Source organism: Cupriavidus sp. 05L411 (assembly GCF_056398045.1).
The window spans coordinates 89,880-113,257 of sequence record NZ_JBFTOQ010000010.1 but is presented as its reverse complement, the minus strand read 5'-3'; the positions used below and the strand labels follow the sequence as shown (position 1 = coordinate 113,257).

Genomic DNA, 23,378 nt, shown 5'->3' with positions numbered 1-23,378 from the left:
CCTGATTCTTGTGGTGGGAGCCCCGGCCTGACGGTGTGACTACGGTACGGCGCGCGGACCGCGAGTGTCTTCGCACGGTCCTTCGCTAGCACTTCGCCCGGGCTTGCCAGCGAGGCTGGCAGGCCCGGGCGYAGCACTGCCGTCCGCACTTTTCGGTCGAACCGATTCTATGGAAGCACATTGGGCAAGACAAGCCCAATTTTCAAATTGCGATATGGTTTCTTACAATATGAAATATTGCGGCAGCGCACCACAAAACTGCGCCAGCCCTTGCCGCCAAACGCCATTCGCCCGCCGCGCCTTCGGCAGGAATGCCGCAGTGCCGCATTCGCGCTTACCCCAAGCGACGGGGCGGCGCAATCCCGCTACACTGGCCGGTCAGTCGTCAATCCCACCATGCCGTCCCTCAAAGATTTCTTTTCCCACCTCCGCGCCGCAGTCGTCCCTCCCTCCGCTTCCGGCTCCGCCAAGGCGAGCGGCAGCGACCCTACGCTGGTCGCCCCGCCCAACCCGCTGACGCCCCTCGATACGCTTGGCCACGTGGACGAGCCCGCTGCCGTCAACGGGCCGCCGCGCGGATTGTGGTGGCTGCGCTGGCGCAACCTGGTGGCGACCAGCTGGTTCATGTTCATCCCGCTGGTGGCAATCGTGCTGTTCACGGTGGCGATGGGCGTGATCCTGTGGTCGCTCCATGAAACCGAGCGCCAGCAGCAACGCGACGCGCTTTATCGCGACGCGGCCTGGGCCCAGCAGCGCGTGCGCCTGTCCCTGCTGAGCAACCAGGACCAGCTAGCCTCGCTGGCGCGCGACATCGCCGCCGCCCAGCTGGACCAGGGCGCCTACCGCACCGCCGCGCAGGAAATCCTGCGCGAGAACCCGGAAATCGTCTTCGTCAACTGGCTGGACGCGACCCGGCGCGGGCGCTGGTCGCTGCCGTCCACCTCCGAATTCGCCAGCCGGCTGCGCGAAACCCAGGACCAGCCGCTGGAGCCCGAGGTGCTCGATACCTTCGACGCCGCCCGCGAAACCCAGCGCGTGGTGTACTCGCGCCCGCTGGTCAACGACCGCGGCGACAGCTTCATGCTGATGGAGGTGCCGATCGTGCGGGACAACGAGTTCCTCGGCACCCTCGGCGCGCTTTACTCCATCAACGGCATCCTGACCCACCTGCTGCCGCCGGAGCTGACCGAGCGCTACCGCTTCTCGCTGATCGACAAGAACAACCAGATCCGCGCCAGCACTTCGTTGCGGCCGGTGCCGGGCAACGCGCTGTCCTACGAGGTACTGCTTGACCCGCCGGGGCACTCGCTGTCGCTGCGCGCCGACGCCTACCCGCCCGCCTCCAACCTGCCCAACAACATGCTGCTGTGGCTGGTGGTGGGGCTGTCGTGCTTCCTGCTGTGGAGCCTGTGGAGCATGTGGCGCCACACCAGCCGGCGCTCCGAGGCGCAGCGCGCCCTGCTGGCCGAGACGTCGTTTCGCCGCGCGATGGAAAACTCGATGCTGATCGGGTTGCGCGCACTCGACCTGAACGGCCGCATCACCTACGTCAATCCCGCCTTCTGCCGCATGACCGGCTGGCAGGACAGCGACCTGGTCGGCCGCGTGCCGCCCTTCCCCTATTGGCCGCCCAATGACCATCAGGAGATGCAAAAGCAGATCGACCTGACGTTGCAGGGCAAATCCCCGGCCAGCGGCTATGAGATGCGCGCCATGCGGCGCGACGGCAGCAGCTTCTACGCCCGCATGTATGTCTCGCCGCTGGTGGACAGCCGCGGCAGGCACACCGGCTGGATGGCCTCGATGACGGACATCACCGAGCCCAAGCGCGCCCGCGAGGAACTCGCCGCCGCTCACGACCGCTTCACCACGGTGCTGGAAAGCCTGGACGCCGCGGTGTCCGTGCTGGCCACCGACAAGCCCGAGTTGCTGTTCGCCAACCGCTATTACCGTCAGCTGTTCGGCTGGGAAGCCGAGGGCCACCTGAAGCTGGCCGGCGGCGAGGTCGACAAGGAGCAGGTCTCCAGCGACGCCACCGACTTCGTCGACGCCTACGCCGGCCTGCCGGCCTCGGAGCTGATGCCCTACTCCTCGGACGCGCGGGAAGTCTTCGTGCCCGACATGCAGAAATGGTTCGAAGTGCGCCGCCGCTACATTCAGTGGGTCGACGGCCACCTGGCGCAGATGCAGATCGCCACCGATATCACGGTGCGCAAGGCCGCCGAGGAAATGGCGCGCCAGCATGAGGAACGGCTGCAGTTCACCAGCCGCCTGACCACCATGGGCGAGATGGCGTCGTCGCTCGCGCACGAGCTGAACCAGCCGCTGGCGGCAATCAACAACTACTGCATGGGCGCGGTGGCCCGGCTGCGCTCCGGGCGCAGCACCGCCGAGGACCTGATCCCGATCCTGGAAAAGACCTCGGCGCAGGCCGTGCGCGCCGGCACCATCATCAGCCGCATCCGGGGCTTCGTGAAGCGCAGCCAGCCCCAGCGCCGCGAAGCCGCGCTGCACGACATCGTGGCCGACGCGGTCGGGCTGGCCGACCTGGAGGCCACCCGCCGCCGCGTCACCATCCTGACCCGGCTGCCGGCGCCGCCGGTGGTGCTGTTCGTCGATCCGGTGCTGATCGAGCAAGTACTGGTCAACCTGCTCAAGAACGCCGTCGAAGCCATGGCAGGGCTGCCGGCGCTGCGCGCCACCGGCGTGGTGCGCCTGCACGCGCGCATCGAGCCGGGCGAGATCGGCCCGAACATGCGCATCGACGTGATCGACCAGGGCCCTGGCGTTGACGAGGCCACGAAGGAACGCCTGTTTGAACCGTTCTTCAGCACCAAGTCCGACGGCATGGGCATGGGCTTGAATATCTGCCGCTCCATCATCGAGTCCCACCAGGGGCGCCTGTGGGTAGAGAACAATGCCGACGGCATCGGCTGCACGTTCAAGATCATGCTGCCGCTGCAGCCGGCGCTGATCGACCAATAATCGGCCAACACGACGCCGGGCGGGCCGCCCGGCATTGACAAGACAAGATAAGGCGCGCCAGGGCCGCCCCTGTCGCTTGCCGCCCGGCCCGGTTACACTTGGCGGCAAATGACTTTGATGTCCCAGGAGACTTCATGACCGTAACGCCAAACCCCACCTCCCACCGCGGCGAGACCGTCTTCATCGTCGACGACGATGAAGCCATGCGCGACTCGCTGACCTGGCTGCTGGAGGGCAATGGCTACCAGGTTCGCAGCTTTACCAGCGCCGAACAGTTCCTTTCCGCCTACGACTCGGGCCAGGTCTCCTGCCTGATCCTGGACGTGCGGATGCCGGGCATGAGCGGGCCCGAGCTGCAGGAACGCATGATCGCGGAGAACATCAATATCCCGATCGTCTTCATCACCGGCCACGGCGACGTGCCGATGGCAGTCTCCACCATGAAGAAGGGCGCAATCGACTTCATCGAAAAGCCGTTCGATGAGTCCGAACTGCGATCGCTGGTGGAGCGCATGCTGCAAAAGGCCCGCACCGACCATTCCGCCGCCCGCGAGCAGCGCGCCGCCAAGGACCTGCTGGGCAAGCTCACCACGCGCGAGCAGCAGGTGCTGGAGCGCATCGTGGCCGGCCGGCTGAACAAGCAGATTGCCGACGACCTGGGCATTTCCATCAAGACCGTGGAGGCGCACCGCGCCAACATCATGGAAAAGCTCAACGTCAACACCGTGGCCGACCTGCTCCGCCTGGCCCTGTCCAAGAGCAGCTGAGCCCGCGCCAGAAAGAAGAAAGGCAGTCCGGCCCCGCCTGGCCGGCGGCCGGGCTGCCCATTCAACGCCTGAGATATTCCTCGTCGCGGAAGGTCACGACCCACTGCGGTTTGTAGACCACGAACACCGCCACCAGCATGCCCGTGAGAAACGCCTCGCCAAACGCCAGTATCAGCACGGCGGTCAGCGTATCGGGCAGCGACAGCACGCCGTCGCCCACACTGTAGCTACGCCAGACGGCGCGCGCCGCCCCCGCGCCCAGGGCGGCCAGCCCGGCGGCAAAGTAGCCATGGCCGAGGATGAATACAAAGGGATGACGCGGCAGCAGCCGGCGCATGGCCCCCTGCAGCGCGGCCGACAACAAGGCCGGCAACAACCCCATCCAGACATAGCGCGGCCACAGCCCCACCCAGTCCAGCTGGGCCCAGGTGTCGCCAGCCAGGTAGCCCAGCCCCAGGAACGACACCAGATCCACCAAGAACAGCGACAGCAGGGCCAGCGGCAGCCCGAACAGGGTCACCATCAGGGTGGCGCCGGACAGCTGGATCGCCAGGCCGCCCGGTAACGTCGCGCGGAGCGTCCATAGCAGCGCCAGCAACACCAGCGCGCCCAGCCAGCCATGCTGCAAATCGTCGCGACGCAGCAGCTGCCAAGGCCGGCGGCTCAGCGCCCAGGCCATGGCGGCCAGGCTGAGCACGATGAGGACGGCATGTTCGGCCGCCGCGGCCGTGGCAAAAGGGTTCAGGGCATCCATGCGGCCATGCTACCAGCGCCCTACTCTCCTGCGCCCCGGGTTGCGTCAACCTTTATAATTCCGCTTTGACCACCTCCAGCTCTCCAGCGCCCATCCCCATGCCAGCCCAACTCATCGACGGCAACGCCCTTGCCAAGCAACTCCGCACCGAAGCCGCCCAGCGCGCCGCCCGCCTGACCGAACGCGGCCACCGGCCCGGCCTGGCCGTGGTCCTGGTGGGCGAAGACCAGGCTAGCCAGGTTTATGTGCGCAACAAGGTCAAGGCCTGCGACGACAATGGCTTCCATTCCTCGCTCGACCGCTACCCCGCCGACCTGTCCGAGGCCGACCTGCTGGCCCGCATCGACGCCCTGAACCGCGACCCGCACATCCACGGCATCCTGGTGCAGTTGCCGCTGCCCAAGCATATCGACAGCCACAAAGTGCTCGAAGCGATCGCCCCGGAAAAAGACGTGGACGGCTTCCACGTGGCCAATGCCGGTGCCCTGATGACCGGCGCCCCGCTGTTCCGCCCGTGCACGCCTTATGGCTGCATGAAAATGCTGGAATCGGTCGATTTCCCGCTGCGTGGCGCCCGCGCGGTGGTGGTCGGCGCCTCCAACATCGTCGGCAAGCCGATGGCGATGCTGCTGCTGCAGGCCGGCGCCACCGTCACCATCTGCAACAGCAAGACGCGCGACCTGGGCGCCCACACCCGCGACGCGGACGTGATCGTGGCCGCCGTGGGCCGGCGCAACATCATCACCGCTGACATGGTCAAGCCCGGCGCAGCCGTGATCGACGTGGGCATGAACCGCGACGACAATGGCAAGCTGTGCGGCGATGTCGACTTCAACGGCGTCAAGGAAGTCGCCGGCTACATCACCCCTGTGCCAGGCGGCGTTGGCCCGATGACCATTACGATGCTGCTGATCAATACGCTGGAAGCCGCCGAGCGCGCGGCCGGCTGAACGTCGTATCGGCCTGCCGTGGACAGCGCCGGCGCCTTGCGCGCCGGTGCTGCCCGGCACTGGAAATCCCGCTGCCCCGCCCCAATGTGCGGGGCATTGCCCTTACGGGCCCTGCCAAGAGAGACGTCATGGATCAAGCCGCCAACCAAGCCAACGCTGCAAATCACGCAAACGGCGCCAATCCGCTGCTGGATTTCACCGACCTGCCGCGTTTCTCCGAGATCCGCCCCGAGCACATCGGCCCGGCGCTGGACGTGCTGCTGGCGACCGCGCAAGCCGCCGTCGACCGTGCCGAGGACCCGGCCACCGAAGCCACCTGGGCCAATGCCGTGGAAGCGCTGGAAGCCGCCACCGAGCCGCTGGGACGCGCCTGGGGCGTGGTGGGCCACCTGAGCGCGGTGGCGGATACGCCGCCCTTGCGCCAGGCGCATAGCGACAACCTGCCGCGCATGACCGAGTTCTGGTCGTCGCTGGGCCAGAGCCTGGCGCTCTATGACAAGTACAAGGCAATCGCCGCGAGCCCCGAATTCGCCACCATGAGCACGGCTCGGCGCCAACTGATGGAAAACGAGTTGCGCGGTTTCCGCCTGGGCGGCGCGGAACTACCCGAAGACAAGAAGCCCCGCTTTGCCATGATTCAGGAGCAGCAGGCCCAGTTGTCCAAGGCCTTCTCCGACCACGTGCTCGATGCCACCAATGCCTACGCGCTGCTGATCGAGGACGAAAGCCGCCTGAGCGGCATCCCGGAAGACGCGCTGGAAGCCGCGCGCCATGCCGCTGAAAAGGACGGCAAGCCGGGCTGGAAATTCACCTTGCACTTCCCCTCCTACTTCCCGGTGCTGCAATACGCGGACGACCGCGCGCTGCGCCAGACCATGTACGAGGCCAGCGTCACCCGCGCCTCGGAACTGGCCGAGCAGTACGGCCAGGGCAAGGCCGAGTGGGACAACACGGCCAATATGCGCGAGCAGCTCGCGCTGCGCCGCGAAGAAGCGCAGTTGCTCGGCTACGCCTCCTTCGGCGAGGTCTCGCTGGTGCCCAAGATGGCGGAATCCCCGGCCGAAGTGCTGCGCTTCCTGGACGAACTGGCCGCCAAGGCGCGTCCGTACGCCGAGAAGGACTGGGCCGAGCTCAAGGCATTCGCCGCAAGCGAGCTGGGCCTGAGCGACCTCTCGCCCTGGGACGTGGCCTACGCCTCGGAAAAGCTGCGCGAGCAGCGCTACGCCTTCTCCGAGCAGGAGGTAAAGCAGTACTTCCCCGAGCCGCAGGTGCTCAAGGGCTTGTTCGGCGTGGTGGAGAAGCTGTTCTCGGTGCGCATCGAAGCCGACCAGGCCCAGACGTGGCACGAAGACGCGCGTTTCTTCCGCGTCGTATCGCCCGAGGGCGAGCTGCTGGCGCAGTTCTACATCGACCTTTACGCCCGCGAAGGCAAGCGCGGCGGCGCGTGGATGGATGACGCCCGAGGCCGCAAGCTGCTGGATGGCGGCCGCGTGCAAACCCCGGTGGCCTACCTGACCTGCAACTTCACGGCGCCGGTGGGTGGCAAGCCCGCAGTCTTCACCCACGACGAAGTGATCACGCTGTTCCACGAGTTCGGCCACGGCCTGCACCATATGCTCACCCAGGTGGGCGAGCTGGGCGTGTCCGGCATCAATGGCGTGGAATGGGATGCCGTTGAGCTGCCCTCGCAGTTCATGGAGAACTTCTGCTGGGAGTACGAGGTGCTGGCCGACATGACCGCGCACGTCGACATCGGCGAGCCGCTGCCGCGCGAGCTGTTCGCGCGCATGCTGGCCGCGAAGAACTTCCAGAACGGCATGATGACGCTGCGCCAGATCGTGTTCTCGTCGTTCGACATGCACCTGCACACCAGCTTCGACCCCGCGGGCGAGAAGTCCGTGCTGGCGCTGTCCAGGGAGATCAACGATCGCGCCCATGTGGTGCCGCAGCACCCGCTGTCGCGCTGGCCGAACACCTTCAGCCAYATYTTTGCCGGYGGCTATGCGGCGGGCTACTACAGCTACAAGTGGGCCGAAGTGCTGTCCGCCGACGTCTACGCAGCCTTCGAGGAAGCCGCGAAGCTCTCCGGCACCGTGCTCGACGCCGAGACCGGCGCACGCTACCGCAGGGAAATCCTGTCGGTGGGCGGCAGCCGACCGGCCATGGAATCGTTCACCGCGTTCCGCGGCCGCGCGCCGCAGATCGACGCACTGCTGCGGCACGGCGGCATGGCGGTGGCTTAACGCAGCACGTTGTTAATAGAAGAATAGAAGAGGTTAAGCGGCTCGGTCTGAGCCGCTTTTTTCATGGCGGCTCGCACGTGCAATGCAGGCGGTCGACAGCAACGCGCAGCCCCCGCTCGCCGCAATCGCCACCGAGTAGCTGCCGTAGGCATCGAAGAGCCAGCCGGCCAGGCTGCCGCCCGCCATCGCCGCAATGCCCACCGCGACATACAGCGCACCCAGGATCGCCCCGAGGTTGGCCGTGCCGAACCATGTCGCGGCCAGCGCCGGATACAAGGAAATGCAACCGCCGTTGGCCGCGCCAAACAGGACGGCAAACAGCGCCAGCGCCGGGAAGCTCGTGGCCCCAAGCCAGACGCCGTTGAGCAGCGCGAGCATCAGCGTCAGGCACATGAGCAGCCGCCCTGGACCCAGCCTGTCGCCGAGCCCGCCCAGCAACAGGCGCCCCAGGATATTGCCGGCGCCCACCAGCCCAATCAGCAGATTCCCGGCCGTGGAAGACAAGCCATGCTGCCGCGCGTACGGATGGATATGGACCAGCGCGGCGAACAGGCCGACCGAGCCTAGCAGGATGGCGCCGAAGTACCACCAGAATCGCCCGCCGCGCACGGCCTGCGCCAGGCTGAGCCCGGATGGCGCAGGCAAATGGGCTGCGCCAGGCGCCGCAGGCGCGCCATCGGGATACAGGCCGGCCTCTTCCGGGCGCCCCTTTAGCAGCATTGCCATTGCCAACCCGACCACGGCGATGGCCAGTGCGAAGCAGCGCATTGTGGCCTGCCAGCTCATATGCTCCATCAACAGGCCCGCCACCACCGGTCCGATGAACGTGCCAAGCCCGGTGCCCGCCAGCGCAAGGCCCGACGCCCGGCTGCGGTGCCTGACAAACCAGCGCTGCACCGCCGTTACCGCCGGCACGTAGACCAGGCCGACACCCAGGCCCACCAGCGAGCAGAAGGCCACCAGGAACCCCGCCAGCGAATCCGTGACGATGCTGGCGATGGCGAATCCCAGCGCTAACGAGACAATGCCCATCGCAATGACCCGGCGGGTGGAGATCCGGTCGGCCAGGGACCCGGAGAATACGCCCACCACGTAGTAAATCAGCGCGGTAAACGAGAACACGGAAGCCGCCGACGAACTCCCCACCCCGAAGCCTTCCTGGATACTCGCGAAAAATGCGCCAAACGAGTACGCGGCGCCGAATATCAGCGCCAGCAGCACGTGCGTCGCGCCAACCACATACCAGCCCGGGAATATGTTCATCCCCGCACTCCCACTTGCGCTCACCTTTGCCATGTTGTCTCCGGTCACCCTCTCGCCTGCCCGCCCGCGATTCCAGCATCCTGGAATCATCGATAGCGATACATATTCTTGTATATACAAGATAAGACAACAAATAAACGAGCCGGGATTACCCTGATCGGAGCCCAACCCAAAGCCAAAAGCCGCCCTCCTTTCTCCTGGTGGAAGCGGACCTTGAATTGGAAAATCGCTGCCAATGGAAATTGGCTAGACAAGCGCGGTCAAGTAAACTGCGTGCCATGACCTACCTGCCACCCGCCGCCGCCTACGCGCATATCAAGAACTACCTGAAGGACGGACTCAGCGCCGGACGCTGGCCGCCCGGCACGCTGATGCCATCGGAGTCCGAGCTGGTCACCCAGTTCCGCGTCAGCCGCATGACCGCCAACCGGGCGGTGCGGGAACTGCAGGCCGAAGGCCTGGTGGAGCGTGTGCAGGGCGTTGGCACGTTCGCCACCCAGCCCTATCGCGCATCGTCCACGCTGACCATCCGCGACCTGCACGACGAGATCACGGAGCGGGGCCACCGCCACCGCTCCGACGTGCACATGGCGCGCGCCGAGGTCGTCACCGAGGCATTGGCGCCGCGCATCGGGTTGCCCGTCGGCAGCGAGGTCTTCCACACTTTGATCGTGCATAGCGAGAACGGCGTGCCGCTGCTGTGCGAAGACCGCTACGTCAACCCCGCCCGCGCGCCTGACTATCTCGACGTGGACTTCACCAAGACCACGCCCACCAATTACCTGCTGACCGTGGCACCGCTATGGGAAGCGCAATACTCCATCGAGGCGCAGTTGCCCACCGAGCAGGAGGCCGAGCTGCTGGGCGTCAAACCAAGCGAGCCCTGCCTGATCGTGATCCGCCGCACCGAAAGCCAGGGATCGCCGATCACGCTGGCACGGCTGGTGCATCCGGGATCGCGCTATACCATCGAGGGCTCGTTCAAGCCCTAGGGCCGCCCGGCGCGGGATGTGCGCAGATGGTCGATAAACCCGCGGACCTTGGCGCTCACGTGCCGCGTATCCGGATAGACCGCAAAGACCTCGGTCAGTGGCAACGCATGGTCCTGCATCAGGATCTGGAGCCGTCCGCTCTTGAGATGGTCGTCGAGGAGCCACTCGGGCAGCGCCGCGACGCCACAGCCGGCCAGCACAAACGCTAGCAGGGCCGAGGCCGTATCCGCGTGGGCCACGTTGCGGACCCGGATCGTGTGCGGCTTGCCGTGTGGGTCAGCCAGGGTCCATTGCCCGCCCTGCCCCGCGCGATTGGCAAGCCACGGCAGCGCCGCCATCGCCTGCAGCGAATCGGGCGTGCCAGTTGCACTCAGCAGGGCCGGGCTTGCCACGATCACCTGGTTGAAATTTCCGATCGGGTTAGCGCGATGGCGCGAGTCCTCCAGCGGCCCCACCCGGATAGCGACGTCCAGCCGCTCTGCGATCAGGTCGGCGTGGGTCGAGCTGGCCTGGTAGCTCACCCGCAGATCGGGATGCAGACGGGCAAACCCGGCCAGCGCGGGAGCGACGACGAGGTTGCCGTAGTCCACCGATGCCGTGACGCGCAAACTGCCCGAGAAGGACGCATGACCGGACCGGACCTGCTCCACGGCCGATTCAGCCTGCCGCAGCAAGACCGAGCAGTCGCGATAGAACCGCTCGCCCGCCTCCGTCAGTGCCAGGCGCCGCGTGCTGCGCGTGAGCAATGCCACCGACAGCTCTTGCTCCAGCTGCTTCACGCTGAAACTGACCACGGCCTTGGTGGTGCCCAGCGTGTCGGCTGCCGCCGTGAACGAGCCACACTCCACCACGGCCACGAACATGGCCAGACGGTTCAGATTGATCACGTTCTCAGCGCTCCATTGTCAAAAATCAGCGAACAGTATATCGGCCGCTAGGCTGTTTTCTTATATCTCCATGGTTTCTAGAATGCCGTCTTCCAGCCTGCACCTGCATGGCGCTTGCCGCCATTGCTCGACTTTCCATGCCCTACAAATCACGCGTTGCGTCGGTCTACCTCCTCGGCTTCTTTATCGACCTGGTCAATATGTTCATGGCATCGGTCGCGTTCCCCGATATCGGCCAGTCACTGCAGGCGTCCGTGGGGACCGTTGCATGGGTAGCCAATGCCTACACGCTGGGGCTGACGCTGGTCATTCCGGCAAGCACCTGGCTGGCCAGCCGCTACGGCGACAAAGCGATCTTCGTGGCCTCGCTGGCGATTTTTTCCGCAGCCGCTGCCGGCGCCGGATTCGCCGGCAGCATTGAGGCGCTGATCGCCTGGCGCCTGCTGCAAGGCCTGGGGGGTGGGCTTCTGATTCCCGTCGGGCAAGCCATGACCTATCGCCTCTACTCGCAGGACGAGCGCGCGCAACTGTCAGTGATCGTGATGGCCTGCGCGCTGCTCGCGCCGGCGCTGTCGCCGCTGATGGGCGGCTACGTCGTGGACAGCTTGGGATGGCACTGGGTCTTCTGGCTCAACATCCCGCTGGCCTTGGTTGCGCTCGTGCTTGCCGTGCTCTGGCTGCGCCCCGGCGAAACCACCCTGGGACACAGGCCGGACGTTGCCGGCATCGGGCTGGCCAGCCTGGCGCTTGCGCTGCTGCTGATCGGCTTGTCCCGATTCGAGCACACCGGGCAAACTCGCGTGGGCACCGCCCTTGTCACAAGCGGCATCGCCGCAGGCTTGCTGCTTTTGCGGCATGTACGCCGGCGGGAACATCCGGTCCTGGATTTCCGCGTTCTGCGGGATCCGCTGCTTCGGGCAGCCATGGTCGTCTACCTGTTTGTGCCCGGCGTGTTTACCGGCGTCAGCCTGCTCAATTTGTTCTTCCTGCGCAGCGTGCTAGGCCTGAAGGCCATCAACGCGGGGGCGCTGATGATTCCCTACGCCCTGGCCGCCGCCGCGGGCATGACGCTGGCCGGGCGCGTCTTCGACCGGTTGGGGCCCCGCGCCCTGCTGCTGCCGGCCATGACGGTACACGCGACCGGCGTCGCCATGCTGGCGACCGTGAGCGAACCTGGCGACACGCCGGGCATGGTGGCCGCCTTCTTGCTGATGGGAGCCGGTGGCGGCATCTGCTCGAGCGTTGCGCAAACCCTGGCGCTGCTGAATGTGTCCCCTGCGGGAATGGGCCCCGTCAGCGCAATATGGAATCTGAATCGTCAGTTGTCGTTTTGCGCTGGCGTCGCCATGGCCAGTCTTTTACTGGGCCAGTGGCTGGCCCGGCAAGGCATGGCCGACCTTGCCCCGGCGAGCGACGCCACGGTCCTGACGCAGGTGTTCCATGGGTGTTTTCTCGTCGCCAGCTTATGCACCCTCGTGCCGCTGCTTGTCGTCTGGCGTCTGGACGACCGGCATCATCGCCAGCCGGCAGCATCGACAACGCTTCCCTGACTCCGGGGCAACCCGCCCTGCCTACTCCTGAAGGAAACACCATCCATGCCTGACATCGCCGCGCTTTGCCTGCGTGAAATCGCCGACACCCATGTGCTGATCGAGCAATGGCTATCGAACCCTGCTTGCCCCGAAGCCGTACTGGAAACGCTGCTGCAACGGTTTGGTCCGGATTTCAGCATGATCTCGCCAACCGGTGCGCGCTTGGAGGCAGGCAGCTTTCCCGCGCTGTTCGCACGACTGCGCGGCGCCCGGCCCGGGCTGCAAATCAGGATCGATGAGTTGACGCTTGTGCATGGGGATGCGCGCTCGGCCACGGTCAGCTACCGGGAGACGCAGGCCTGGAACGCGGGCGCTTCCGCGCGGCGTGCCTCGGCGCTGTTCGTGGCGGGGAACGATRCGCATGTCACTTGGCGACACTTGCATGAGACCTGGGCCTGAGGGCAACCGCCCGTGGAAGTGCCTGTGGCCGCGGCGGTCGTTCATAATGTGCAGGCAAACTTGGGCGACACCGGGACGAATCCCGGTGTCGCCCAGGCAACCGTCAATCAATAAGCCATTTGAACATGAGAATCGCAACCTGGAACGTCAACTCGCTCAAGGTCCGGCTACCGCAGGTACTGGACTGGTTGAGCGAGCAGGAAAAGGCCGATACGCCGATCGATGCCCTGTGCCTGCAGGAGCTGAAGATGCCGGACGACAAGTACCCGCTGGCCGAACTGGAAAGCGCGGGCTTCCACAGCGTGTTCACCGGCCAGAAGACATACAACGGCGTGGCGATCCTGGCGCGCAATGCCACCATGGCGACGCCCACCGACGTGGTGCGCAATATCCCTGGCTTCGACGACCCCCAGCAGCGCGTGGTGGCGGCGACCTATGGCGACGTGCGCCTGGTGTGCGCGTACTTCCCCAACGGGCAGGCGCCAGACTCCGACAAGTTCACCTACAAGCTCGGCTGGCTGCAGGCGATCACCACGTGGCTGCAGGAGGAAATGGTGAAGTACCCGAAGCTTGCGCTGCTGGGCGACTTCAATATCGCGCCCGAAGACCGGGATGTGCACGATCCCAAGAAGTGGGAGGGGCAGAACCTGGTGTCGCCACCGGAGCGCGATGCGTTCCGGGCGCTGGAGGCACTTGGGCTGACCGACGCATTCCGCATGTTCGAGCAGGCGGAGAAGAGCTTCTCCTGGTGGGATTACCGCATGTTTGCGTTCCGCCGCAACGCCGGCCTGCGCATCGACCACATCCTGCTGTCGCCGGCCCTGCGCGAGGCGTGCAGCGCCTGCGTGATCGATCGCGTGCCGCGCACCTGGGAGCAGCCCTCGGACCACACGCCGGTGGTGGCCACGCTCGACCTGGGCTGAGGCGTTGCGCCAAGGCGCCGGCCACCAAGCTGGCGGTCGGCATATCCGGGTAGCCACCGGCTCGCGTCCGGGCGTCTGCGCGGCTACACTTGCGGGCATGAAACCGGCTACCTTCCGCCACCGCAACCTCCCCCACCTGCTGCTGCAAGCCCGCGAAACGCTGATGGCCGGCTTCCGGCCCATCCTGCGCCAGCACGGCATGACCGAGCAGCAATGGCGCGTGGTGCGCACCCTCAACGAGCAAGGCGAGATGGAGCCTAACCAGCTCGCCGATGCCTGCCTGATCCTGAGCCCGAGCCTGACCCGCATGCTGTCGAGCATGGAGGAAGCTGGCCTGATCCTGCGCTCGCGCTCCACCACGGACCAGCGCCGCCAGTTGATCTCGCTGACCGACAAATGCCGTGCCCTGATCGCCGAGATGGAGCCGCTGATCGACCGCCGCTATGAGCAGCTCGAGCAGATGATCGGCGCCGAGCGGCTAGGCAAGGTCTATGGCGCGATCGACGAATTGTTGGTGAGCCTCAGCGAACGAGACCCGCAAGCATGATCGCTCCGGCTGCGCAGGGCACGACCGGCCGGATGCTCGGGCGCCTGTTGCCGGCATGGCGTCACCGCGTGAGCCGCGCCTCCTTGCGTGCGGACCTGGTTGCGGGCCTGCTTGGCGCGGTGCTGGTACTGCCGCAGGGCGTGGCCTTTGCCACGCTTGCCGGCCTGCCGCCGCAATACGGCATCTACGCGGCCGTGATTCCCTGCATCGTGGCGGCCTTGTTCGGTTCCAGCTGGCATGTGATGTCCGGCCCGACCAACGCCAACTCGCTGGCGCTGTTCGCCATGCTGAGTCCGGTGGCATTTGCCGGCAGTCCCGAGTACATCAATCTGGCGCTCGCCGTCACCATCATGGTTGGCTTGCTGCAGCTTGCAGTGGGCACCTTGCGCCTTGGCACGCTGGCCAACTTCATCTCGCCCTCGGTGCTGCTTGGCTTCACCTGCGGCGCGGCAACGCTGATCGGCCTCTATGCGCTCAAGGACCTGTTCGGGCTGGCCGTGCCGACGGGTACGAGCGCCTTCGGCGTGGTGCGCTTTCTGCTGGACAATGCCGACGACATCAACTGGAGCGCGTTCACGGTAGCGGCGATCACGCTGGCGGTGACCATCGCGGTGAAGCGCGTCTCGCGCCGCCTGCCCTTCATGCTGATCGGCCTGCTGGCGGGCTACGGCGTCGCCCTGCTGCTCAACGCGCCGGGCTGGAGCGMAGGCGCGCRCCACGTCAATGTGGTCGGGCCGATCCCGTCGGCCATCCCGCCTTTCCACCTGCCGAATATTTCCTGGCAGGCGATCCCCGACCTGCTTGGCGTCGCCGCCGCGCTGACCATCGTGGCACTCGGCCAGTCGATCTCGATCGCCAAGGCGGTGGCGCTGCGCTCGGGCCAGCATATCGATGCCAACCGCGAGTTCATCGGGCAGGGCCTGTCGAACATCGCAGGTGGCTTGTTCTCCGCCTATATCTCCTGCGGCTCGCTGAACCGCTCCATGCCTAACTACGAGGCCGGCGCGCAGACGCCGCTGGCCAGCATTTTCTCGGCCTTGCTGCTGGTGGTGCTGGTCACGGCCAGCGCCTCGCTGCTGGCGCAGATCCCGCTGGCCTCCATCGCCGCAATGCTGCTGCTGGTGGCCTGGGGCCTGTTCGATCTCGGCCGGCTGCGCCGCATCGCCAGCCTGAGCCGCACGGAATTCGCCATCGCCATCAGCACCTTTGTCGCCACGCTGGCCATCCGCCTGGAGATGGCGGTCTTGCTCGGCACCATCCTGTCACTCGTGGCCTATCTCTATCGCACCTCGCGGCCGGCGGTGCGCAGCCTGGTGCCAGACGCCGACGATCCCGACCGGCGCTTTACGCCGCTAGACGAACTGCATCGCCCGCAACCGGAATGCCCCCAGCTCAAGCTGTTGCGCATGGAAGGCGCGATCTACTTCGGCGCGGTCCAGTACGTGACGGACCGCTTGCACGAGGCACGCAATGCCCATCCCGGCCAGATCCATCTGCTGGCCATGACCAAGAGCATGAACTTCATCGACCTGGCCGGCGCCGAGATGTGGGAAAGCGAGCTCAGCGAGCGGCGCGCCACCGGCGGCGACCTGTATTTCCATCGTCCGCGCACGCAGGTGCTGCAGACGTGGGACCAGACCGGCTTCGCGCTGAAACTGGGCGAGGGGCACATCTTTTCCACCAAGCGGCAGGCGCTGCACACCATCATTGCGCGCCTCGATCCCGCAGGCTGTGCGCAATGCCAGGCACGCATCTTCGAAGAATGCGCTAGCCGCCCTGGCGGGCCGGGCTACCCGGCAAAACCGGCTTGAGCGCGATCAACGTGATCGGCACGATCGGCGCGATCGGGAAGATCAGTGATGAGCGCGGGGAATGAAAAAGAGAAACGCCGGCGGGAAACCGGCGTCAGGCGGCGAGAAGCCGCAATGACTTGAAGCGGTAGCCCGGGATCGGACCGATGACCGGCCCGGACTGGAATCCGCTTCAGAGCGGCGCCACATGGGCGCGCTTGACTACCACTGGCTGGGCAGCGCCCTGCTCGATCAGCACCACCGCAGCACGCTCGATGGTTTCACGTCCGGCGCGGAATGCCTCTTCCAGCGACAACACCTGGTCGGCACTAAAGCCTTCCCACAGCGCTTCACGGGTCACCACGCAAGTGACTGGTTGGCCGTCGACAACGGCGTGAAATAGCAAGCCTTCATTATTGATATCGTAACGCTCTTGCTCTTGGAACTTGATATCCATCGGTACAGCCCTCCATTGCAAGTGAAGAATCATCCTAACATGGGTCGGCCCGACTCGTCCGCAAAGGCCTACGCCCCGCTCACCCCAAGCAAGACTGCCGAAACCCCGGGCGAGTTCCCACGGCGTGAGTGCCTGAGTTCGGTGCAAGGAGAAGGAACAAGGCTGCCCGGGCATTGCACGTACGACGGCGAAATCGCACACGGCATTTCCCGAGCACCCTCATGCAGGAAAAATTACGCAGGGTGTTTGACAAACCCAAAAACCATGATACAATCTTTTTCTTCGTTGGGGCGTTAGCTCAGTTGGTAGAGCAGCGGACTCTTAATCCGTAGGTCGAGTGTTCGAGTCACTCACGCCCCACCAGCGAATTCTAAAAGCCGGAAGCAGCAATGCTTCCGGCTTTTTCATTGGTGCTCCACACCTGTCGCCGCCCTGCCTACGGCCCCGGCGATTCATCCCTCGAAAATTCATCCCCCGAAAAACACGCACAAAAAAAAGCCCGCGATCGATGGCGGGCTGGGGAAGGGTCAGGGGCGTTCAGGGAACGACCCGGGGCCTAGTGTGAATACATTACAGACATGCCGCGACCCCTCTCCAGAGGGGTCGCATGCGCGGCACATTCCATTGTTGCCTCAGCCCTGCCTGGCGCGCTCGAACAGTTCACGCGCGAGCCCGCGATGCTGCGCAAGAACGCGCGGCAACTCCACCGTCTGCAACTCGCCATCGCGCACCACCACCTTGCCGTTGATCACGCTGGTGGCGACATTGCCTGGCGTGCAGAACACCAGCGCCGCCACCAGGTCGTGGCCTGCGCCGGCGTAGCCCACCTGCGCCATGTCGAAGGACACCAAATCGGCCGACATACCAGGCGCCAGCGCGCCGATATCGTCGCGGCCCAGCACGCGCGCGCCGCCCAGCGTGGCGATCTCCAGCGCCTCGCGCGCGCTCATGGCGGCGGGCCCGTAGCCCACGCGCTGCAGCAGCATGGCCTGGCGCACCTCCCCCAGCATATGCGCGCCATCGTTCGACGCGCTGCCATCCACACCCAGGCCGACCGGCACGCCGGCATCGCGCATTGTGCGCACCGGCGCAATGCCCGACGCCAGGCGCATGTTCGAGCAAGGGCAATGGGCAACGCCCGTGCCCGTGCGGGCAAACAGCGCAATACCGTCATCATCCAGCTTGACGCAGTGGGCGTGCCACACATCGGGGCCGACCCAGCCGAGTTCTTCGGCATACTGGGCCGGCGTGAGGCCGAACTTCTCGCGCGAGTAGGCGATGTCGTTATCGTTCTCCGCCAGGTGGGTGTGCATCGACACGCCATAGTTGCGCGCCAGCAGCGCCGACTCGCGCATCAGGTCGCGCGAGACGGAGAACGGCGAACACGGCGCCACCACCACCCGCAGCATCGCGTGGCGCGAAGCGTCGTGGTACCGCTCGATCAGCCGCTGGCTGTCCTTCAGGATGTCGTGCTCCTCCTCCACCACCGAATCGGGCGGCAGGCCACCCTTGCTGCGGCCCACGCTCATCGATCCGCGCGCGGCATGAAAGCGCATGCCCATTGCCGCCGCGGCTTCAATGGAATCGTCCAGGCGCGAGCCATTGGGATACAGGTACAGGTGATCGCTGGTGGTAGTGCAGCCGGACAGCATCAACTCAGCCATCGCGGTACGGGTCGACACGTCGATCATTTCCGGCGTCAGGTGCGACCACAACATATAGAGGTTGGTAAGCCAGGTGAACAGCTCGGCGTCCTGCGCCGCCGGCACGGCGCGGGTCAGGCTCTGGTACATGTGGTGGTGCGTGTTGACCAGGCCGGGGATCACCACCTTGCCACGCATATCGATCACCTCGGCGCCACCCTCGTCGATCAGCCGGCGGTATTGCGGTGGCAGCTCGGCGGTGGCGCCCACCCATTCGATCACCGGGCCTTGCGCCACCAGTGCGCCCCCCGGGATCTCGCGGCGTTGCGCATCCATGGTCACCAGGATGTCGGCATTGATAAGGATGAGGGGCATGGCAGGATCTTCAGGTTGGTGGCGAAAATACCCGGCACGTCATGCGGCCAGGCCCACACAGTCTAAGACGCCGGCAGGCCTTGGCAAAGCATCGATTTCCACCGACGGTGTGCGCAAAAACAGCACAAGCAAGCACGCTGCGCCACTAACGCACGCCAGCAAACAACGCCACCAGGCCCTCGCCGATCCGCTCGGCCATCAGTTCCGCCGCGGCGCTCAGCGGATTGCGCGCACGCGCGACCAGCCGCAGCGTCTGGCACGGCAGTTGGCCGTCGCGCAGCGGCACCCAGGCCAGCGCCCCGCGCTCCCGCTCCTCCAGCACATCGAGCGGATTCAGGAAGGCGATGCCGGCGCCAAGCATGACCAGGCGGCGCATCAGCGCGGTCGAAGTGGTCTCGGTGACCGGCGACACCGCGACCGCGGCGCGCGCGAAGGCCTCATCGAGGATGGCGCGAATCGACATCGACGGCGCGGGCAGGATCAGCGGGCAGGCCAGGCACTCGCTGAGCAGCGTCGACGGCTGCGCGGCCAGCGCATGCCCGGGCGCCACCACCGCGCCGATATGCCAGTCGTTGCTGGCCAGGATGCGGAAGGCAGCGATATCGGGCAGGTCATAGGCAAGGCCGAGATCGACATCGCCGCGCTCGACAGCGCTGACAATGTCGGCCACGGGCAGATCCAGCAGGCGCACCAGGATGCCCGGGTACTGATGGCGAAAAGCATGCACCAGCGACGGCATCAGCGAGCCGGCGAGGCCGGCGGTGGTCGCCACGGTGACTTCACCCTGGCGCACGCCCTTCACGGCTTCGATACGGCTGCGCAGCAACTCGTGCTCGCGCAGCGTCTGGCGCACGTGCGCCAGCACCATCTCGCCTAGCGGGGTCAGGCGCAGGCGTTTGTTGATGCGCTCGAACAAGGGTGCGCCCAGCTCCGCCTCCAGGTCCAGGATCTGCCGGTTGATCGCACTCGGCGCCACGTGCAGATGCAGCGCGGCCTGGCGGATCGATCCGCGGCTCACCACCTCGTCGAGGTAGCGCAGGACTCTGGCATGCATGACGGGCTCCGGATTCGGGCGTTGGATTCAGCGCGGCAGCGACATTCCGCGCCTGGGAAGACGAGCGCATTGTAGCCGCTGGCAAGGCGCACGAAATCCGTGTCCCGCTGACAGTCTTTTCAGGCGGCATGGAGTACGCTGGCATCAGTTGCCGGCCGATGGCGACCGGCCCACCTCGATATCTTGCCAGCGCTCGGCGCTCCGACTTCCATGGCCACGAAGACAAGCAGCAAGAAGCCCGTCACGAAGCGCGGTGCGAAGCATGGCGCCGAACCCCGCCCGCCCGGCCCGGCAAAACGCCAGGAAGCGCTGATGCGGTGCCGGAACCTGAAGATGGCGCGCTCCGCCCACGCGTACGTGCGCGGCAACACGCGCAAGTTCTACGAATGGCTGGAGGCCAAGCAACCGCACACCCTGCCCGAGGGGCCGGCGATCTGGATCTGCGGCGACTGTCATGTGGGCAACCTTGGTCCGATCGCCGATATCCAGGGCCACGTCGACATCCAGATCCGCGACCTTGACCAGACCGTGATCGGCAACCCGGCGCACGACCTGATTCGCCTCGCGCTGTCGCTGGCCACGGCGGCGCGCGGCTCGGACCTGCCCGGCGTGACTACCGCGCGCATGCTGGAAAACCTGATGGTGGGCTATGAAAGCGCTTTCGATAATCCCGATGCCGCGGCGGGCCTGACTTCGCGTCGGCCTGTCGCGGTACGTACCGTGATGCGCCTGGCCCTGGGGCGCAAATGGAAGCATCTCGCCCATGAACGGCTGCAGGACACCACGCCCTCCATTCCACTCGGCAAACGGTTCTGGCGGCTCTCCGCGGACGAGCGGCGCGCAATTGGTGTCCTCTTCGAGCGGCGCGAGATCGCCCACCTCGCCACGCTGCTGACCTCCCGCGACGAAGGCGCGCGCGTGGAGGTGATGGACGCCGCCTACTGGGTCAAGGGCTGCAGCTCGCTGGGACGATTGCGTTTCGCTGTATTGCTGTCTGTCGGCAGCAATGACAGCCCTAATCCCGAAATCTGCCTGATCGATATCAAAGAAGCGGTGAACGCTGCGGCACCGGGCTACCCCAAGGTGAACATGCCACGCGGCAATGGCGAGCGGGTCGTGGAGGGCGCCCGGCATCTCTCGCCGGCACTGGGCGATCGCATTCTTTCCGCGCAGCTGCTCGACAAAGCGGTCTTCATCCGCGAGTTGCTGCCGCAGGACCTGAAGCTGGAGATCGATACGCTGCCACAGGAAGAAGCCAGCCGCGTCGCGAGGTACCTGGGTGAGGTGGTCGGCAACGCCCACGCGCGCCAGATGGACCTGGCCACCCAGCGCAGCTGGCTGGGCGAGCTGGCGCGCAATCGCTCCAAGCAGCTGGATGCGCCGTCCTGGCTGTGGGCCAGCGTGCTGGACCTGATCGCCAGCCATGAGGTCGGCTACCTCGAACACTGCCGCAAATTCGCGCTCGGGCCGCAGGCACATATCTAAAAGTAAAACGCAAAACAGCTATTGCAAAGGCAAAAATCGTCCTCTATAATCTTGGACTTCGTTGGGGCGTTAGCTCAGTTGGTAGAGCAGCGGACTCTTAATCCGTAGGTCGAGTGTTCGAGTCACTCACGCCCCACCAGCGAATTCTAAAAGCCGGAAGCAGCAATGCTTCCGGCTTTTTCCATTGGCCCGCCAGCCCTGCAGGATCTCCCCCGTGGGCGTGGCAACCCTGGGCCAATCCCCTCCCACGCAGCGACGCATACGCGGGTTGATACCAATTCCGCCGGCTACGCTTTCACGGTTGAATTGCGCCTGGAGCACAATGCGGAACACGGTTCCGCATCACGGAACCCATCCGACATCTCCAGCGTCCCGCGGCAAGCAGGAACGAGGGCAACGGCGCGACGCAGATCGCCGTGCCCCAACTCCGCGCCCGCGCGGGCCGTCATTAGACCTAGAACCCTCGGGAGCCTCTCTTGAAAGCAGTATTGAATGTCGGTAGCGCAGCTTGCCTGGCCCTTCTTGGCCTGTGCCACAGCGCCTTTGCACAAACCTACCCGACCAAGCCAATCCGCCTGATCGTGCCGTTCGCTGCGGGTGGCACCACGGACATCGTGGGCCGCGCGGTGGCCGACGGCATCGGCCGTGAGCTTGGCCAGGTCGTGGTGGTGGAGAACCGCGGCGGCGGCGGCGGCGCGATCGGCGCCGACGCGCTGGCCAAATCCGCGCCCGATGGCTACACGCTGGGCATTGCGACGGTCAGCACCATGGCGACCAACCCCGCCACCAACGCCCGCAACCCCTACGATCCGATCAAGGACTTCGCACCCATTACCAACCTGGTCAATGTGCCGAACGTGATGACGATCAACCCCAAGGTGCCGGCCAAGAACCTGCAGGAGTTCATCGCGCTGGTCAAGGCCAACCCCGGCAAGTACAGCTATGCGTCGGCAGGCAAAGGCAGCATCTCCCACCTCGACGGCGAACTGTTCAAGTTCCTGACCAAGACCGACATGGTCCACATCCCCTACCGTGGATCGGGCCCCGCCCTGAACGACACGCTGGCGGGCCAGGTCAGCGGCCAGTTCGACAACCTGCCCTCGTCCATGCCGCACATCCAGGCCGGCAAGCTGCGCGCCCTCGCGGTGGCCGCGCCCAAGCGCGTGGATGGCTTGCCCGATGTGCCGACCTTTGCCGAAGCCGGCATGAAGGACATGAACAACATGGCCTGGTACGGCCTGGTGGCACCCGCCGGCACGCCTGCCGCGATCATCGCCAAGGTGCATGACGCTGCCGTGAAGACCTTGCAGGACCCGAACGTGAAACGCCGCCTGGCGGAAAGCGGCGCCTACCCTGACGGCAACACGCCTCAGCAATACGCCGCGCAGATCAAGCGCGAACTGGAAATGCGCAAGAAGATCGCACGCGACCAGAACATTACGCTCGAGTAACCGGTGACCAGTAACGAGTAACGTCGCAATGGCCCGGCTGCCTGCAGCCGGGCCTTGCCAGGGCTCGCGCCTTCGGCAAACCCGCCTCGCCCCCCCCCTTCCGTAAGCCCCCTCCCCAAAAACAACGCTTGCCTTGATCTGGCGCATAGCCGGCGAGGCCAATAAGCGGTTCAATACAGTGGGAAGAAAGATTAACTTCGCAGGGTCATCCCAAGTCGGTAGAGTCACCCTGGTCTGACGACCATTTTTGCGGCCATGCCCCCTGCCCGTGGCCATTGCTCTCGAACTACCCAAGCTTTACTCACGAGGATGAAAATGCGCAACAAGACCGTACCCGCCCTGATCATCGCCGCCCTCACCGCCTTTGGCGGCGTGCAGCTGGCGCACGCCCAGAAGAACTACACCGATGGCGGCGACCTTTATGGCGGCGCCCATACCAACAAGACGGACCCGAACAAGAGCGCCGCCAAGTCCGGCAAGTTCGATCCGTACACGGATGGCGCGAAGAAATCGACCAAGTCGAACCTGAACGCTTCCAGCACCAAGAAGAAGGCCGATCCCTATACGGACGGGGCCAAGGCTGGCAAGCCCGATCCGTACACGGACGGCGCCAAGGCCGGCAAGTTCGATCCGTACACGGACGGTGCCAAGGCCGGAAAATTCGATCCCTATACCGACGGCGCCAAGGCCAAGCAGTAAGCCGCGGCAGAGGCCGCAGGCAGCAAGCAGCCCGTCTCGCCGGATGGTGCGCCAGCGCACCATCCGGGCCACAGGGAACAGGCAAGATCAGCCAGCGGGATCGGCACGGCAATGCCCAACGC

19 protein-coding genes and 2 tRNA genes are annotated in these 23,378 nt (G+C 65.6%); 15 read left to right on the top strand and 6 right to left on the bottom strand.

The genetic code is table 11. The annotated features are described in order from the left end of the window. Nucleotides 1-396: 396 nt before the first annotated feature. Nucleotides 397-2,985 (top strand): PAS domain S-box protein, encoded by a 2,589-nt coding sequence (locus AC1DQR_RS14710; RefSeq protein ID WP_183031541.1) that lies wholly within the window; start codon nucleotides 397-399, stop codon nucleotides 2,983-2,985. A gap of 134 nt (nucleotides 2,986-3,119) precedes the next feature. Further along, nucleotides 3,120-3,752, top strand: coding sequence for a response regulator transcription factor (locus tag AC1DQR_RS14705; RefSeq protein WP_150993058.1), 633 nt, complete (start codon nucleotides 3,120-3,122; stop codon nucleotides 3,750-3,752). A 61-nt stretch (nucleotides 3,753-3,813) separates the two neighbouring features. Here AC1DQR_RS14705 and AC1DQR_RS14700 read toward each other — a convergent pair whose 3' ends face one another. Next, nucleotides 3,814-4,506: a hypothetical protein gene (locus AC1DQR_RS14700; RefSeq protein WP_416048177.1), complete on the bottom strand. Its 693-nt coding sequence runs from the start codon at nucleotides 4,504-4,506 to the stop codon at nucleotides 3,814-3,816. 98 nt (nucleotides 4,507-4,604) lie between these two features. Between AC1DQR_RS14700 and folD the strand changes: the two genes are divergently transcribed. Then, nucleotides 4,605-5,456: a bifunctional methylenetetrahydrofolate dehydrogenase/methenyltetrahydrofolate cyclohydrolase FolD gene (gene folD / locus AC1DQR_RS14695; RefSeq protein WP_043345220.1), complete on the top strand. Its 852-nt coding sequence runs from the start codon at nucleotides 4,605-4,607 to the stop codon at nucleotides 5,454-5,456. A 128-nt stretch (nucleotides 5,457-5,584) separates the two neighbouring features. Next, the gene (locus AC1DQR_RS14690) at nucleotides 5,585-7,699 is read left to right on the top strand and encodes a M3 family metallopeptidase (protein ID WP_477133235.1); all 2,115 of its coding nucleotides are present in this window, start codon (nucleotides 5,585-5,587) and stop codon (nucleotides 7,697-7,699) included. A gap of 33 nt (nucleotides 7,700-7,732) precedes the next feature. Here the strand turns inward: AC1DQR_RS14690 and AC1DQR_RS14685 are convergent, their stop codons facing one another. Beyond that, entirely contained in the window at nucleotides 7,733-8,962 is a 1,230-nt protein-coding gene (locus AC1DQR_RS14685) for an MFS transporter (protein WP_416048175.1), read from the bottom strand. A gap of 278 nt (nucleotides 8,963-9,240) precedes the next feature. Between AC1DQR_RS14685 and hutC the strand changes: the two genes are divergently transcribed. Then, a complete protein-coding gene (gene hutC / locus AC1DQR_RS14680) occupies nucleotides 9,241-9,954 on the top strand; it encodes a histidine utilization repressor (RefSeq protein WP_174422728.1) in 714 nt (237 codons plus the stop codon). Here the strand turns inward: hutC and AC1DQR_RS14675 are convergent. Continuing rightward, nucleotides 9,951-10,841, bottom strand: a complete 891-nt coding sequence (locus tag AC1DQR_RS14675; RefSeq protein ID WP_416048174.1) for a LysR family transcriptional regulator — start codon at nucleotides 10,839-10,841, stop codon at nucleotides 9,951-9,953. The two genes, hutC and AC1DQR_RS14675, sit on opposite strands and share 4 nt — an antisense overlap. Before the next feature lie 137 nt (nucleotides 10,842-10,978). Between AC1DQR_RS14675 and AC1DQR_RS14670 the strand changes: the two genes are divergently transcribed. The 5 genes from AC1DQR_RS14670 to AC1DQR_RS14650 all read left to right on the top strand — a co-directional run bounded on the left by AC1DQR_RS14670 (nucleotide 10,979) and on the right by AC1DQR_RS14650 (nucleotide 16,113). Next, on the top strand, nucleotides 10,979-12,391 hold the full coding sequence (locus tag AC1DQR_RS14670; RefSeq protein ID WP_416048173.1) for an MFS transporter: 1,413 nt from the start codon (nucleotides 10,979-10,981) through the stop codon (nucleotides 12,389-12,391). 45 nt (nucleotides 12,392-12,436) lie between these two features. Beyond that, a complete protein-coding gene (locus tag AC1DQR_RS14665; protein WP_477133234.1) occupies nucleotides 12,437-12,832 on the top strand; it encodes a hypothetical protein in 396 nt (131 codons plus the stop codon). A gap of 125 nt (nucleotides 12,833-12,957) precedes the next feature. Next, nucleotides 12,958-13,755 carry an exodeoxyribonuclease III gene (gene xth, locus AC1DQR_RS14660; RefSeq protein ID WP_416048171.1) on the top strand — a complete coding sequence of 266 codons (798 nt, stop codon included), beginning with the start codon at nucleotides 12,958-12,960 and terminating at the stop codon, nucleotides 13,753-13,755. Between the two features lie 97 nt (nucleotides 13,756-13,852). Continuing rightward, entirely contained in the window at nucleotides 13,853-14,302 is a 450-nt protein-coding gene (hpaR, locus tag AC1DQR_RS14655) for a homoprotocatechuate degradation operon regulator HpaR (protein ID WP_150993045.1), read from the top strand. Then, complete coding sequence (locus AC1DQR_RS14650) at nucleotides 14,299-16,113, top strand: SulP family inorganic anion transporter (protein WP_477133233.1); 1,815 nt, start codon at nucleotides 14,299-14,301, stop codon at nucleotides 16,111-16,113. The genes hpaR and AC1DQR_RS14650 overlap by 4 nt, the downstream gene beginning before the upstream one ends. A gap of 172 nt (nucleotides 16,114-16,285) precedes the next feature. Here the strand turns inward: AC1DQR_RS14650 and AC1DQR_RS14645 are convergent, their stop codons facing one another. Then, on the bottom strand, nucleotides 16,286-16,549 hold the full coding sequence (locus AC1DQR_RS14645; protein ID WP_006159541.1) for a DUF1488 family protein: 264 nt from the start codon (nucleotides 16,547-16,549) through the stop codon (nucleotides 16,286-16,288). Nucleotides 16,550-16,836: 287 nt separating this feature from the next. Here AC1DQR_RS14645 and AC1DQR_RS14640 point away from each other — a divergent pair. Further along, nucleotides 16,837-16,912: transfer RNA gene (locus AC1DQR_RS14640), tRNA-Lys, on the top strand. Nucleotides 16,913-17,181: 269 nt separating this feature from the next. On the opposite strand, the gene AC1DQR_RS14635 is transcribed toward AC1DQR_RS14640, so the two are convergent. Together AC1DQR_RS14635 and AC1DQR_RS14630 are read right to left on the bottom strand one after the other, a co-directional pair. After that, nucleotides 17,182-18,567, bottom strand: coding sequence for an 8-oxoguanine deaminase (locus AC1DQR_RS14635; protein WP_416048169.1), 1,386 nt, complete (start codon nucleotides 18,565-18,567; stop codon nucleotides 17,182-17,184). Nucleotides 18,568-18,712: 145 nt separating this feature from the next. Beyond that, the gene (locus AC1DQR_RS14630) at nucleotides 18,713-19,621 is read right to left on the bottom strand and encodes a LysR substrate-binding domain-containing protein (RefSeq protein WP_416048168.1); all 909 of its coding nucleotides are present in this window, start codon (nucleotides 19,619-19,621) and stop codon (nucleotides 18,713-18,715) included. Between the two features lie 210 nt (nucleotides 19,622-19,831). Here AC1DQR_RS14630 and AC1DQR_RS14625 point away from each other — a divergent pair, with 210 nt between their 5' ends. The 4 genes from AC1DQR_RS14625 (at nucleotide 19,832) to AC1DQR_RS14610 (ending at nucleotide 23,256) form a co-directional block, all read left to right on the top strand. Further along, entirely contained in the window at nucleotides 19,832-21,106 is a 1,275-nt protein-coding gene (locus AC1DQR_RS14625; RefSeq protein ID WP_477133232.1) for a DUF2252 family protein, read from the top strand. 63 nt (nucleotides 21,107-21,169) lie between these two features. Next, a tRNA-Lys gene (locus AC1DQR_RS14620) sits at nucleotides 21,170-21,245 on the top strand. Between the two features lie 337 nt (nucleotides 21,246-21,582). Next, nucleotides 21,583-22,557, top strand: a complete 975-nt coding sequence (locus AC1DQR_RS14615; RefSeq protein WP_416048166.1) for a tripartite tricarboxylate transporter substrate binding protein BugE — start codon at nucleotides 21,583-21,585, stop codon at nucleotides 22,555-22,557. A 315-nt stretch (nucleotides 22,558-22,872) separates the two neighbouring features. Next, nucleotides 22,873-23,256, top strand: coding sequence for a hypothetical protein (locus AC1DQR_RS14610; RefSeq protein WP_416048165.1), 384 nt, complete (start codon nucleotides 22,873-22,875; stop codon nucleotides 23,254-23,256). The last annotated feature ends 122 nt before the right edge of the window (nucleotides 23,257-23,378 follow it).